The organism is Streptomyces sp. NBC_00287, assembly GCF_036173105.1.
In the GTDB taxonomy this organism is placed as follows: domain Bacteria; phylum Actinomycetota; class Actinomycetes; order Streptomycetales; family Streptomycetaceae; genus Streptomyces.
Map to the genome: position 1 here is coordinate 3,846,378 of NZ_CP108053.1, position 14,616 is coordinate 3,860,993.

8 protein-coding genes are annotated in these 14,616 nt (G+C 72.5%); 6 read left to right on the top strand and 2 right to left on the bottom strand.

Annotated features, from left to right (window positions below; genetic code table 11):
* Positions 1 to 66: 66 nt before the first annotated feature.
* Positions 67 to 1,299, bottom strand: coding sequence for a serine/threonine-protein kinase (locus OHT76_RS17490; protein WP_328871767.1), 1,233 nt, complete (start codon positions 1,297 to 1,299; stop codon positions 67 to 69).
* A gap of 120 nt (positions 1,300 to 1,419) precedes the next feature.
* Positions 1,420 to 3,045, bottom strand: coding sequence for a serine/threonine-protein kinase (locus OHT76_RS17495; protein ID WP_328871768.1), 1,626 nt, complete (start codon positions 3,043 to 3,045; stop codon positions 1,420 to 1,422).
* A 362-nt stretch (positions 3,046 to 3,407) separates the two neighbouring features.
* Between OHT76_RS17495 and OHT76_RS17500 the strand changes: the two genes are divergently transcribed.
* The 6 genes from OHT76_RS17500 to OHT76_RS17525 all read left to right on the top strand — a co-directional run bounded on the left by OHT76_RS17500 (position 3,408) and on the right by OHT76_RS17525 (position 14,591).
* Entirely contained in the window at positions 3,408 to 7,082 is a 3,675-nt protein-coding gene (locus OHT76_RS17500) for an FtsK/SpoIIIE domain-containing protein (protein ID WP_328876553.1), read from the top strand.
* 155 nt (positions 7,083 to 7,237) lie between these two features.
* Positions 7,238 to 8,599, top strand: coding sequence for an ABC transporter substrate-binding protein (locus OHT76_RS17505; protein WP_328871769.1), 1,362 nt, complete (start codon positions 7,238 to 7,240; stop codon positions 8,597 to 8,599).
* 3 nt (positions 8,600 to 8,602) lie between these two features.
* The gene (locus OHT76_RS17510) at positions 8,603 to 9,928 is read left to right on the top strand and encodes a carbohydrate ABC transporter permease (protein ID WP_328871770.1); all 1,326 of its coding nucleotides are present in this window, start codon (positions 8,603 to 8,605) and stop codon (positions 9,926 to 9,928) included.
* Complete coding sequence (locus OHT76_RS17515; RefSeq protein WP_443049800.1) at positions 9,925 to 10,806, top strand: carbohydrate ABC transporter permease; 882 nt, start codon at positions 9,925 to 9,927, stop codon at positions 10,804 to 10,806. The genes OHT76_RS17510 and OHT76_RS17515 overlap by 4 nt, the downstream gene beginning before the upstream one ends.
* 171 nt (positions 10,807 to 10,977) lie before the next feature.
* Entirely contained in the window at positions 10,978 to 13,212 is a 2,235-nt protein-coding gene (locus OHT76_RS17520) for a bifunctional glycosyltransferase/CDP-glycerol:glycerophosphate glycerophosphotransferase (RefSeq protein ID WP_328871771.1), read from the top strand.
* Between the two features lie 110 nt (positions 13,213 to 13,322).
* Entirely contained in the window at positions 13,323 to 14,591 is a 1,269-nt protein-coding gene (locus OHT76_RS17525) for a hypothetical protein (protein ID WP_328871772.1), read from the top strand.
* Positions 14,592 to 14,616: the final 25 nt, after the last annotated feature.

Sequence of the window (14,616 nt, forward strand, 5' to 3'; positions counted from 1 at the left end):
ACGAGGCCCCTTCAGGGCCGACGGGGGCCCAGGGGCAGCGCCCCCTGAGGCGAAATCCGCCCAGGGTCACGGCGACGCCGGTGCCGAGTTCTTCGTGTCCTGGGGCGTCGCGTCCGCGTCGTCTCCCGAGGTCGCCAGCCAGGTACCCACGCCCGCCACAGCCACCAGCACCACCGCCGCCGCGCCCAGCGCGATACGCCGCCGCCGAGTGGCCGCCCGGTGGCGGGCCGAGCCCGGCCGCGGGGCCCCCGAAGCCCGAGGCACCCGCGCGGTCCCCCGCGCACCCCCCGCCAGCTCATCCGGCCCCGGCACCCTCATCGACGTATGCGTATCCCGATTGGAGTCGGTCGGCTTCGCCCCGGGAACCAGCGGCACCGCCCCCCGCCGTACCGGCCCCGACGGCGCCGGCTCCTCGGGCACCGCCTCCTCCTCCACCGGCTCCGTGTCCGGCTCGTCCACATCCAGCGGCGGCATCCCCGAAAGCATCGGAGACAGCTCCCGCAGCCGTACCCCCAGCTCGGACGCGCGCAACCGGGACGCAGGCGCCTTCGCCAGACACTGCACGATCAATTGCCACAGCTCATCGGGGATACCGGGCAGCGGAGCCACGGTCTCCGTCACATGGCGGCGCAATACGGCGCCCGGGTGTCCGCCGCCGAAGGGGGTGAACCCCGCCAGCAGCTCGTACAGCACCGTGGCCAGGGCATAGATGTCCACCGATGCCCGCGGCGGCAGCCCCTCCACGATCTCCGGCGCCAGATAGTCCGGCGTACCGATGATCTTCGTCGCCCGCGTCCGCTTCGGAGAATCGATCAGCTTCGCGACCCCGAAGTCGGTCAGGAGGGCAGGGTGGGCGCCGGCCGGGCCCAGCGGGCCCTGCATGTCCAGCAGGACGTTCTCCGGCTTCACATCCCGGTGCACGACCCCGGCCGCATGCGCCGCGGCAAGACCGTCCGCCACATCCGCCACGATCGCCACCGCGGCCTCCGGCGCCAGCCGCTTGTCACGGTCGAGGCGGGTACGCAGATCGGTGCCCCGGACCAGGTCCATGACCAGCGCGAGGTCGTTGCCGTCGACGACCAGGTCGCGCACGGACACGACATGCGGGTGCTCCAGACCCAGCAGCGCCGTGCGCTCCTGCACGAAGCGTCCGACGAGTTCCTGGTCGGACGCGAGATCCTCGCGCAGCATCTTGATGGCGACGGGCCCCTCGGGCCCCTCACCCAGCCACACCGTGCCGGCGCTGCCCCGTCCCAGGATCTGGTGGGCGGTGTACCGGCTGCCGATCTTCCGTGCCAAGACTGCTCCTACGGACGCGTGTTGTCCCTAAAACTACGCGTCCGACGAGCCCACCTTCACCGCGGAGACAGAAATCACCCGCCAGGTGTCGACAAATCCACAGACTCGCTGCTGGAAGGCCTACTGACCCGAGCTCCCACCCAGGTCCCCGATCCACCCGGTCACCGTGGTGAACATGTCCGTGAGCTGCTCCCAGTACCCCTTGCCCGTACCGATCCAGTCCTGCAGCGGGCTCAGCTCCCAGACCAGCCACCCGGCCACGAACAGAATGACGATCGTGAAGAGGCAGCCCTTCAGACAGCCCAGACCGGGGATCCGCATCGGGTTGGCGCTGCGCTGCCGCGGCTGACGGGGCTCCCGCTGGGGCTGCTGAGGCTGCTGCGGGGGCGGCGCGTACCGCTGCGGCTGCGGCTGCTGGGGCCGCGGCTGCTGCTGCGGGGCGTACTGCTGCGGCTGACCCTGCTGGGGATAGCCGTACCCGGGATTGGGCTGCTGCTGGGGTCGCTGCCGCTGCGGCGGCTGCTGGGGCCGGGCGACCTGCCGCTGGGGGCGGCGGCGCAGCGGGTCCTGGCTGGGGTCGAGGTACTGGACCTGGGTCTGCTCGTTACGGTCGCGCGCGGCCCGCAGCTGGTTCTGCCAGGGGTGCGGCTCCTCGGGCCCTTGGCCCGGTCCGGGCTGCCCCTGGGGCACCGGAGGCATGACGGCGGTGGGGTCGGCGGCACCGCCCGGTCCCGCGGTGTGCGGCAGGACGCTGGTCGCGGCGTTCGGGTCGTAGGCACCGGCGTTGTGCGGCAGCACCTGCGTCGGGTCGGCCGAGCCCGGCACGGTCGCGGGCGCCGGGTCGGGCGCGAGCAGCGCGGCGACGCCCTCGGCGGCGGCGATCTGCGCGGAGCTCGCGTGCACGCCGATGCCCTCGGCGACGACCCTGAGGCCGCGCGCGAGGTTCTCGGCGCTGGGGCGCCGGTCGGGGTTCTTGGACAGGCAGCGCTCGATGATCGTCCACAGCGGGTCGGGGACCGTGGAGGGACGGCGCGGTTCGGCGCTCAGGTGCTGGTGGAGGACTTCGAGGGCGGAGCCGCCGGAGAACGGGGGCCGACCGGTGACCAGTTCGTACAGCAGGATGCCGGCGCCGTAGATGTCGACGGCGGAGGTCTGCGGGCGGCCCTCGGCGGACTCGGGCGCGACGTACGCGGGCGTGCCGACGAATTCATGGGTGCGGGTCAGGCCCGGGGAGTCGGCGAGGCGCGCGATGCCGAAGTCGGTGAGCATCGGGTGCATCTGGCCGCCGTCCTGCTTCAGCAGGACGTTCGCCGGCTTCAGGTCGCGGTGCACTACGCCGTCGGCGTGGCTCGCGGCGAGCGCGTCGGCGATCTGGGCGGTGAGCAGGGCGGCGGCGACCGGGCTGAAGGGGCCGTTCTCACGCAGGTAGCGGTGCAGGTCGGGACCGTCGACGAGGTCCATGACCAGCGCCAGCAGCTCACCCTCGACGACCAGGTCACGGACCCGGACGATGTTCGGGTGGGTCAGGCGGAGCAGGACGGACCGCTCCCTGAGGAACCGCATGACGATGTCCGCGTCGCTGGCGAGCTCCTCCTTGAGGACCTTGATCGCGACGGTCTCGCCGGGCTGCCCCGGCACGGCCGCCTCGGCGCCCGCGGTCTCACGCTGGCGGGCTCGCCAGACGGTGCCCGTGGCGCCGCGTCCGAGCGGCTCCTCGAGCAGGTACTTGCTGCCGACTGGCCGCACGTCACGCGCTCCCTGCTGATTGCCTGAAAGTGTTCCGATGTTCCGACCCACTGTAGTGCCGGGCGGATCGAAGCAAAGGTTCGCAGGAAAGACGCTCGGGCCGTTCTGTTTGGTTGCCCGAGCCGTGCGTGACCGATCTCAAGTGATCGTAAGCGCACCAGGTATCAGGCATTTTTATGGGCAGAGCCGACCAATCAAGATCACTTGTCAGCGGGCGGCGGGCGCGTTGTCAGTGGCAGGTGCGAGGATGCCTTTCGTACTGGCCGATGTGCTCGTGTGGCGGTGGGGGAAGTCCGCGGTGGGGGACCGCGGGGGGTCGTCCCCGTTCGCGGGTGCCCGCGCAGAAGGGACCGCTGACGGCGATGCAGATCCGGCTGACCGTCGTAGACCCGCTGGGCCCGCCCCCCGCAGCCGCGCGGGGCCGCGCCGCGAGCTGCGACGTGCTGGTCACGGCGCCCGCCGGCACGGCCCTGGCCGCGGTCGCGTCGGCGCTCGCCTCGGCGGTCTCGGCGGGCGAGGGCCCGGTGGTGGTCTACGCGGGCGCGGAGCGGCTCGACAGCGCGCGCTGCACCCTGGGCGAGCCCCCGCTGATCGACGGCGCGGTGCTCTCGCTGGGCACCCCGGCCGAACCCGAGGCCCACCCCGAGGTCGACGACGCCCCGACCCAGCTCCATGTGGTGGCGGGCCCCGACGCGGGCGGCGTCCATCTGTTGCACGGCGGCCGGATCGAGGTCGGCCGCTCCGCCGACGCCGACGTCCCCCTCGACGACCCGGACGTCTCCCGGCTGCACTGCGCGGTGACGGTCGCCGCCGACGGCCGCGTCTCGATCGCCGACCTCGGCTCCACCAACGGCACGACCCTGGACGGCACCCAGGTAGGCACCCGCCCGCTCCGCTTCCCCCCGGGCGCACTCCTGCGCATCGGGGAGTCGACCCTGCGGCTCGCCCCGACGGGCGGCCCGGGGGCCCGGGTACCGACGGTCCCGGACGGCGAGGGCCACATCCGCCTCTCGGCCACCCCCGCACGCGACAGCTCCGGCCCCACGGGCGAGACACGGCACGGGTACGGCTCGGCCGCCTGGGGAGCCTCTTCGGCAACCCCGGGAGCCCAGCAGCACGGCCCCGTCGAGCCGCCTGTAGTTCCCGGGCAGGGCGGGGCACCGCGGATCGAGAGCCACAGCCTGCCGGGGCCGGGTGTCCCGGGGCCGCGGGGAGGCGATACCCACGGGGCCGGATTCACGCCGGACACGCGCGGGGGCGCTGCCGCGGGGGGCGGGCACGGGCGGCGGGGGACGGCCTCCCCCGACGACGGACGGGGCGCGGGCATCCCGGCGGACGGGCACGCGCGCGGGGGCGCCGCCGTGCCGGGTGACCGGGCGGCCGGCGGGCACGGGCGGCGGGGGGGCCAGGCCGCCTCCGACGACGGGCAGCACGCGGGCATCCCGGCGGACGGGCACGCACGCGGGGGCACGCACGCGCACGGCGACCGCGCTCCCGGAGGCACCGACCGCGCCGGTCTCGCGGCCGAGGCACGCGGCACGGCTCCCTCCGGCGACCGCCCGATGGGTGACGGCGCCCCGAGGGGCAGCGGCCGGAAAGGCAACCGCGACGGGAACCCCTCCGGCGACCCCGCGACCGGCAACGGCGTCCCAAGCGGCAGCGGCCGCAAAGGCACCCCCCTGCGCGGCACCGACGTCCCGCAGGGCGTGCGTCGGCGCGGTGGCTTCGGCGCGTGGGCGCGGCGGTTGACCGGTGGGCGCGGGGAGCAGGGGGCGGCCGAGCGCGAGGCCTACGACGGGCAGGGCGCCGAAGTGGACGAGCACCCCTCTGCCGCCGGCCGGCTCCCGGAGACCTGGCCGGACCCCGCCGCCCTGCTGCTCACCGCCCTCGGTCCCGGCCCCCGGCTGTGGGAGCGCGGGCCGGAACACCCCGAGGCGCTCACCGTCCGGCTCGGTACCGCCGACCGCGCGGACCCCGACGGCTCCGGGCTGCTGCCCGCCGTACCCGTGACCGCCGATCTGCGCGAAGCCGGTGCCCTGGGCCTGGCCGGTCCGCGCGCGCGGCTGGCCGGTCTTGCCCGCGCGGTGGTGGCCCAGCTCGCCGCGCTGCACTCGCCGGACGCCCTGGAGATCGTGCTGATCAGCGCGGACCGCTCGCGCCCGCTGGAGGAGCGCACCGCCGAGTGGTCCTGGCTGGGCTGGCTCCCGCATCTGCGCCCGTCCCACGGCCAGGACTGCCGTCTGCTGCTGGCCCACGACCGCGAACAGGCCACGGCCCGCACGGACGAGCTGCTCCGACGGCTCGACGACCATCACGGCGAGCACCCCTCCACAGCCCCCGCCCGCCGCCCCTCCTGGGCCCAGGACGACCCGGCCGACCACTTCGCCGGGCCGTCCACCGTCGTCGTCGTGGACGGAGACCCCGGCGGCGCCGATGTCCGGGAGGCCGTGGCACGGCTGGCGTCGGACGGGCCGCGCGCCGGGATCCACGTGGTGTGCCTCGCCGAGACACCTCCCGCCTCCCCCGCGTCACCGGTCACCGAGACCTACCGGGCGGCCTGCGCGGTGGCCCCGGCGTTCCGGGAGTGCGGCGCGGTCGCCCTGCTGAGCGGCGATGTGGCAACGGCCCTGCGGCTGATGCGGGTCGCCCGCGCGGGCGGCTCGGAAGCGACGTCCGGCTCCGCCGATGTCACCTCCGCCACCCACACCCCCTCCGACCCCGCCAACCCCACTTCCGCAGGCCGCACCGCCCATCCCGCCCCCATCCCCCCCGGCACCATCGCCACGGTCGACGCCGTCTCCCTCCCCTGGGCCGAGCGCTTCGCCCGCGCTCTGGCGCCGTTGCGGCCGGACGGTGTCGTAGGAGGGCGGCAGGCGCGGGTGTCCGCGCCCTTGCCTCAGGCGGCCCGGCTGCTGGACGAGTTGGGGCTGGCCCGAGCCACCCCCGCCTCCCTGATGGCCCGTTGGGCGGACGCCGCCGACGACGCCGAAGCGCTCGGCGGACGCGCGTGTGCCGTGCTCGGCGCCGGTCCGCGCGGCCCCGTCTCCGCGGACCTCGCCGCCGACGGACCGCATCTGCTGATCGAGGGCCCCGCGGGCAGCGGACGTACGGAGCTGCTGCGGGCGCTCGTCGCCTCGCTCGCCGCCGCCGAGCGTCCGGACCGGCTGACCATGGTCCTGATGGACGGCCGGGACAGCACAGGCGGAAGCGGCAACGGGGACGGACTGCGCGTGTGCACCGACGTCCCGCATGTCACCACCCACCTCACCGCCAACGACCCGGTCCGGATGCGGGAGTTCGCCCAGTCCCTGAGCGCCGAGCTGAAGCGGCGGGCCGAGCTGCTGGGCCGTACCCACTTCGCCGAGTGGCACGCGGGCCGGGTGGTCTCGGGCCGCATGGTCACCCAGCGCACGGCCACCACCCCCGGCGGAAGCGGAACAGGCGCCGGTGACCTGGACGCCCCGCCCAGCTCCACCCTGCGGCTGCGCCCGGCGGCATCCCGACGCCAGACGGATGCTCCACCGCCGCTGCCCCGCCTGGTGGTGGTCGTGGACGACCTCGACGCTCTGGTCTCCCCCGCGCTGGGCTCCCCCGGCAGACCGGCCGCGGGCTCGGTCATACGGGCGCTGGAGGCGGTGGCCCGGGAGGGCGAGCGACTCGGCGTCCACCTGGTGGCCGCGACGGGTGCGGACGGCCGTACGGCCGAGTCGGAGCCGGCGCGCAGGGCAACCCTGCAGGTCACCCTCGACGCCCCGGCCACCGGACCGGACGAACCGGCGCCCGGCCGCGGCCGGTTGACCTGGGCGGACGGACGCGTCACCGCCTTCCAGGGCGGCCGGGTCACCGGCCGTATCCCCCGCACGGCCACCCTCCGCCCCACGGTCGTGCCGCTGGAATGGCACCGCATGGGCGACCCTCCGACCCGCCGCCCGGTCCGTGAACTCGGCAACGGCCCGACGGACCTGGCCCTGCTGGCCAGCGCGCTGGAGCGAGCGGCGAAGGAGGTCTCGGCCGCCGCGGTGCCCTCGCTGCTCTAGCGGATGGGTCGAGGCCCAGTCACGACGCGGTCACGATCGCCTACTTGACAGCGCAGGCGCTCTTGCCGACCTTCGGGACCCGGCGTAGACCAAACCACAACAAGACAGCGCTCGAACGTTCGACGAGGCAACGAGGCACGAAGAACGGGGCAGTGATGCGCAGCACGAAACGCACCATCCGGATCGCCATCGCGACGGTGGGCGCCCTCACTTTGGCGCTCACCGGCTGTGGCGGAGACGACGACAACAACGGCGGCGGAGGCGGCGGCACCGAAACCGGGGCCGGCTCCACCGTCCAACTTCCCAAGCTCGACGGACAGACACTCGAGGTCGCGGCCGTCTGGACCGGACCCGAGCAGGACAACTTCACCAAGGTGCTGGACGAGTTCGAGAAGCGCACCGGCGCCAAGGTGAACTTCGTGCCCACCGGCAACAACACCTCCACCTTCCTCGGTACCAAGATCCAGGGCGGCCAGCCCCCGGACGTGGCGTTCCTGCCACAGGTCGGCGTGCTCCACCAGTTCGCCGAGAAGGGCTGGATCAAGCCCCTGAGCGCGGACACCCAGGCCCAGTTGGACAAGAACTTCTCCGCCGGCTGGAAGGACCTCGGGGCGTACGAGGGCAAGCAGTACGGCGTCTATGTGAAGGCCGCCAACAAGTCCCTCATCTGGTACAACACCGCCGCCTTCGAGGCCGCGGGGATCACCGAGGAGCCGAAGACCTGGAAGGACTTCGTGGCCACCGCCCAGACGCTGTCCGACGCCGGTTCCCCGGCCGTCTCCATCGGCGGCGCGGACGGCTGGACCCTCACCGACTGGTTCGAGAACATCTATCTCTCGCAGGCGGGCCCGGAGAAGTACGACCAGCTCGCCAAGCACGAGATCAAGTGGACCGACCCCTCGGTCAAGGACGCCCTGACCACGCTCGCCGAGCTGTGGGGCAAGGACGAACTGATCGCGGGCGGCCGTTCGGGCGCGCTGCAGACGGAGTTCCCGAAGTCGGTCACCCAGACCTTCTCCGGTGACACCCCGGCCGCGATGGTCTTCGAGGGCGACTTCGTCACCGCGAACATCAACGCCGACACGGACGCGAAGGTCGGCACGGATGCCAAGGTGTTCCCGTTCCCGGCGGTCGGCACCGAGTCGCCGGTGGTCAGCGGCGGCGATGTGGCCGTGGCGCTGAAGGACGGCGAGGGCGCGCAGGCGCTGATGACGTTCTTGTCCTCGACCGACGCGGCCGAGATCTGGGCGGCGCAGGGCGGCTTCCTCTCGCCCAACAAGGAGATGGACCAGGGGACATACAAGGACGATGTCACCCGGGGCATCGCCGAGGCGCTGATCGCGGCGGGCGACGACTTCCGCTTCGACATGTCGGACCAGGCGCCGGCGGCGTTCGGCGGCACGCAGGGTGTCGGCGAGTGGAAGCAGCTCCAGGACTTCCTGAAGAACCCGAGCGATGTGGCGGGCGCCCAGCAAAAGCTGGAGGCGGACGCCGCCAAGGCGTACAAGACCGGCTGACGGATGGCATCCGTCGCGAACGAAGGTGCTCCGGCACCGCGCAAGAGCGTGACGGGCACCCGGCTGTGGGTGGCGGTGCTGTTTCTGCTGCCCGCGCTGGTGCTGCTCGGCGCGCTCGTGGTCTACCCGATCGGGTACTCGGTCTGGCGCAGCCTGTACGACGCGGGCGGCGACGGCTTCGTCGGCCTGGACAACTACGTCGACGTCTTCACGGACGACTCCACGCTGACCGCCGTACGCAACACGGCGATCTGGGTGGCGGTCGCGCCCGCGGTGGTCACCGTGCTGGGCCTGATCTTCGCCGTGCTCACCGAACGGGTGCGCTGGGGCACGGCGTTCAAGCTGATCGTCTTCATGCCGATGGCGATCTCGATGCTCGCGGCCGGCATCATCTTCCGGCTGGTGTACCAGGCGGACCCGGACCAGGGTGTGGCGAACGCGATCGTGACCTCGGTGCACGACACCTTCGCCGACTCCTCCGTCTATCCGAAGGCCCGCCCCAACGCGCAGGTCAGCGATCTCAAGGCGTCCGGCGGCGGTTCCTTCACCACGACGGGCACGGTGGAGGCGGGCACCCCGGCGCTGCTCCCGCTCGTCGGTATCGCGCCCAACAAGGTGCCGGGCTCCCCCGAGGACGCCAAGGCAGCGACCGGTGACGGCATCACCGGCACGGTCTGGCTGGACTTCAAGCTCGGCGGTGGCGGTGAGAAGGGCCAGGTCGACGCGGGTGAGAAGGCGCTGGAGGGCGTCAAGGTCGAGGCGGTCAAGGACGGCGAGGTGGTGGCCTCGGCGACCAGTGGCGCGGACGGCACCTTCACGCTGCCCGCGGAAGCCGACGGGGCCCAACTACGCCTGCCCGGCTCGAACTTCGCGGCGCCCTACAACGGCATCGACTGGCTGGGCCCGACGCTGGTGACCCCCTCGATCATCGGGGCGTACGTCTGGATGTGGGCGGGCTTCGCGATGGTGCTGATCGCGGCGGGGCTCGCCGGAGTCGACCGCAATCTGCTGGAGGCGGCGCGGGTGGACGGCGCCAACGAGTGGCAGGTGTTCCGCAGAATCACGGTGCCGATGCTGGCACCGGTCCTGATCGTCGTCCTGATCACACTGATGATCAACGTGATGAAGATCTTCGACCTGGTCTACATCATCGCCCCGCAGCCCACCCAGGACGAGGCCAACGTCCTGGCGCTGCAACTGTTCCTGTCGTCCTTCGGCGGCGGGGGCAACTACGGGCTGGGCAGCGCGATCGGCATCATCCTGCTGCTGCTCGTGATCCCGGTGATGATCGTCAACATCCGCCGGCTCAGGAAGGAGCGCGAGCGGTGACCGCACTCGACACCTCCGTACGCGGCAAGCGGTCATGGGCCTCCCGGATGGCAAGCGGGGCCGCGGGCGGGGCGCTGCGCACCTTCCTGCTGCTGGTGGCGCTGTTCTGGCTGGTGCCGACCTTCGGACTGCTGGTGTCCTCGTTCCGCGAGCCGACCGATATCGCCTCCTCGGGGTGGTGGAAGGTCTTCACGGCACCGGCCCAGCTCACCACCGAGAGTTACAGCACCCTGCTGGAGAACGACGACATCACCAACGCCCTGTTCAACACCGTGTGGATCACCGTCCCGGCGACCCTGCTCGTGGTGATCATCGGCGCGATGGCCGGATACGCCTTCGCGTGGATGGACTTCAAGGGCCGCGACTGGTGGTTCATGGTGGTGATCGCGCTGTTGGTGGTGCCGGTGCAGGTGGCGCTGATCCCGTTGTCCGAACTCTTCGGCGAACTGGGGATCTTCGGCTCCATCACCGGTGTCGTGCTGTTCCACGTGGCGTTCGGACTGCCGTTCGCGATCTTCCTGTTGCGCAACTTCTTCGCGGAGATCCCGAAGGAGCTGCTGGAGGCGGCGCGGCTCGACGGGGCGGGCGAGGCACGGCTGTTCATGACCGTCGTCCTGCCGCTGGGCGCCCCGGCCATCGCGTCGCTGGGGATCTTCCAGTTCCTGTGGGTGTGGAACGACATGCTGGTGGCGCTGGTGTTCTCCGACTCCGGCTCGCAGCCGCTGACGGTCGCGCTTCAGCAGCAGGTACGGCAGTTCGGCAGCAATATCGAGGTGCTGGCGCCCGGCGCCTTCATCTCCATGGTGATCCCGCTGGCCGTGTTCTTCGCGTTCCAGCGGCAGTTCGTGTCCGGTGTGATGGCGGGCGCGGTGAAGTAGGCCGTACGACAAGCGGATTGAGGGGCCGACCTGGACGTCACCGGTGGGCCCCTCACCGTTCACCGGGCCATCCCCCGTATGCCGTAACGCAACGTAACCAACTCACTCCATCGGCCGTTCCCGGGCAAGGCCCGATCCGTCCCGCTGCCCGCGCCGACCCATGGATGTCCCTTGCCCAGGTTCAGTGTCATCGTCCCCGCGTACAAGGTTCAGGCGTATCTCCACGAGTGCCTGGAATCGGTGCTCTCCCAGTCGTACCCCGATCTCGAACTGATCCCGGTCGACGACGCCTCGCCGGACGCCTGCGGCGCGATCATCGACGAGTTCGCCGCCCGCGACCCGCGCGTACGGCCGCTGCGCCTGGCCCGCAACCAGGGCCCGGGCCCCGCCCGCAACGCGGGTATGGCCGAGGCGACCGGCGACTACCTCCTGTTCCTCGACGGCGACGACACCCTGACCCCCGGCGCCCTGGAGGCCATCGCCGACCGTCTGAAGGAGACCGGCGAACCGGACGTCCTGGTCCATGACCATGCCCGCAGCCACTGGACCGGCGAGACGATCCACGACCAGGCCTTCGTACAGCTCACCAAAGAGGGCCCGGCCCCGTTCCGTCTGGAGGACCGCCCGGGCCTGTTGCGGCTGCCGATGGTGGCCTGGAACAAGGCGTACCGGCGGGAGTTCGCAGCGGGCTTCGCCTTCCCGCCCGGCCACTACGAGGACGCCACCTGGACCTACCAGCTCATGCTGACGGCCGAGTCGATCGCCACCCTGGACCGGGTCTGCGTACACCACCGACAGCGCCGCAAGGCAGGCACCCGCCGCCACTTCGAGGTCTTCGAGCAGTACGACAGGGTCTTCGCGTTTCTCGCCGAGCGCCCCGAACTCGCCACCTGGCGCCCGGTGTTGTTCCGCCGCATGCTCGACCATCTGACGGCCGTCGCCCGCCGGGAACGCCTCCCGCGCGGCACCCGCGCCGAGTTCCTGCGCCTGGCCCGCACCCACTGCCGCCGCCACCGCACCGCGGCCGCCCCCGCTCCCCTGCGCGACCGCCTGCGGCACTCCCTGATCCGCCTGGGCCTGCACCGCACCTACCGCACCCTGCAAGGGTCCGCCGCCCTGAGCCGCAAGGCCGTCAAGCTCACCGTGAAACTCGCGGGCACCCTGCGCTCGGCCGCCCTGCGTCTGCACTACCGCGTCCAACTCCGACTGCCCCTGCGCCAGGACCGGGCCGTCTTCGCCGCGTACGGCGGTCAGGGCCACGGCTGCAACCCGGGCGCCCTGGAGCAGGCGTTCCGCACCCACGCCCCGCACATCCGCACGGCGTGGATCGCGCACCCCGGGCACCACCACACGATCCCGGCCGCCACCCGCCGTATCACCCCGGGCACGGCCGCGTACTGGACGGCGCTGGCCCGCTCCAAGTACCTGATCGACAACGAGGTTCTGCGGCTGGTCAAGCGCCCGGGACAGATCGTCGTCCAGACCCAGCGCGGCACCCCCCTCAAGCACATGGGCCTGGACCTGCGTGAACACCCCGCGACAGCCGCCGACTTGGACTTCGACGCCCTCCTCGACACCGTCGACACCTGGGACTACGTCGTCTCCGCCAACCGCCACTCCACCCTGACCTGGGAACGCGTCCACCCCGGCACCTACAAGACGCTGGAGTACGGCCAGCCCCGCAACGACGTGTTCCAGCAGGCGACTTCGGCGGATGTGACCCGGCTGCGCGAGTCGCTCGGCATCCCGGAGAACTCGGTGGCGATCCTGTACGCCCCCACCCACCGCGACTACCGCCGCACCCAGCGCGTCCCCCTGGACCTGGACCACGTGGTGAGCCGCCTCGGCCCGCGCTTCGTCATCCTGGCCCGCGCCCACCGCCGCCACGGCGGCCCGCTCGCCCCCGACGCGACCTCGCCCCAGGTCATCGACGTCACCGCCCATCCAAGCGTGGAGTCCCTCTGCCTCGCCTCGGACGCGCTGCTCACCGACTACTCGTCGATCATGTTCGACTACGCCAACCTGGACCGCCCGATCGTCCTCCACACCGAGGACCAGGAGGCCTACAAGGCCGCCCGCGGCACCTACTTCGACCTGCGCGCCTTCCCGCCCGGCGCGGTCGCCCGCAGCGAGGACGAGCTGATCGACATCTTCGCCACCGGCCACTGGCGCGGCTCCCGCTCCGCCCAGCTGCGCTCGGCGTTCCGGACGCGCTTCTGCCCGTACGACGACGGCCGCGCCGCCGAGCGGGTCGTACGGCATGTGGTGCTCGGGGAGCAGGACCTGCCGTCGGTCGTGCCGCCGGACGAGCGGCATCCGGTGCCGTCGGCGGCGTGCCGGGCGCGCATCCCGCTCACCATCCCCTCGCAGCAGGCGGCACCTCTGTCCCTCACCGACCGTCTCTGAACGCCGTTCTCACCCAGGGGAGTTCCCATGCCCTCCAGCCCGTCGCGGCCCACCCCGAGCCGACCCCACACCTGGCGTCCGGCCGGCCGGCCCGGCGGCCGGGCCTCCTCGTGAGGCCGCGCACCTGGGTGCTGCTCCTGGCCGCCCTCTTCGCCGTCCTGCAACTGGCGAACGTCACCGGCCGGGACACCCCCGACACCCGGAACTACCTCTCGTACGCCCTCAGCCTGCGCGGAGACAGCAAACGGGAGGCCGCCACCGCGACCATCGAGCACTACTGCAAGGGCAAGGCGTCGATCGCGCACCGCAGACAGAACGTGGACGTGATCCGCTTCCACCGCCCCGACCCCACTCCCGTGGCCATGGCTAAGTGCCGGGCGCAGGAGTGGCCCGAGGTCGAGAGGCGGCTGCGGGCGGGGCGGACGGCCGGTCACACCGTCCCCTTCGCCTCGGAACGCTTCATGCGGATCTTCGAGGTGCGGCCCGGCTATCCGGTCTTCCTGGTGCCGTTCGTCACGGTGTTCGGCGTGACCTGGGGCCTGTGGGCGGCCGGGGTCACGGTGGCGGTGGCGGGCGGCGTGCTGGCCTTCCTGATCCTGCGCACACTGTCGGTACCGTTCCCCCTCGCGCTGACCGGCCAGGCGCTCTACTACGTCCTGCCGTCCGGGGCGATCGCCATGCGGCCCATGACGGAGGGCCTGCTGATGGCCCTGACGCTGGCGGCGGTATGGGGCTGTGCGCTGGTGCTGCAGGGGCGGCGGGCGGGACTGGCGCTGATCGCGGGTGCGCTGGCCGCCCAGTTCACAGTGAAGCACTCGCAGGCGCTGTTCCTGGGGGTGTGCCTGGCAGGGGCGGGCGCGCTGGCCGCCGTCGCACGCCTGCGGAAGGGCCGGGCGCCGGGACGGGACATCGCGGCGATCGCGGGGCTCGGGCTGTGCGGCGCCCTGGGGACCGTCGTACTGGCGAAACTGCTCGGCTACCCGTCGGCGTCCGAGAGCGTCCAGGACCTGCTGGCCGACCACTTCACCCGCCCCGACCGGGCCGATCCCTGGCCGGAGTTCGTGCAGTTGTCGCTGAACTTCTGGACGGAGTGGCTGCGCAGACAGTTCTGGGAGCCACTGTTCCTGGCGGCGCTGGGCGCCGGCCTGTGGGGCGCGCTGCGCAGGCCGACCTTCGGTGCCTTCCTGATCGCGGCGGCGGGCACCGGCGTCCTCACCCAGGCCGGACACCCGGACATCACCATCTGGGGCGGCCGCCTGATCGCCCTGGCCTGGCTGCTCCCGGTGGTCGGCGTACCGCTGCTCCTGGAGCATCTGCTGCGCGCCCAGGTCTCCCTGCCGGCGCAGGGGCACTCCGATCGGGCTCACTCCATGAGGTGAAGGGCGGTCAAGCCGTTGACCCACC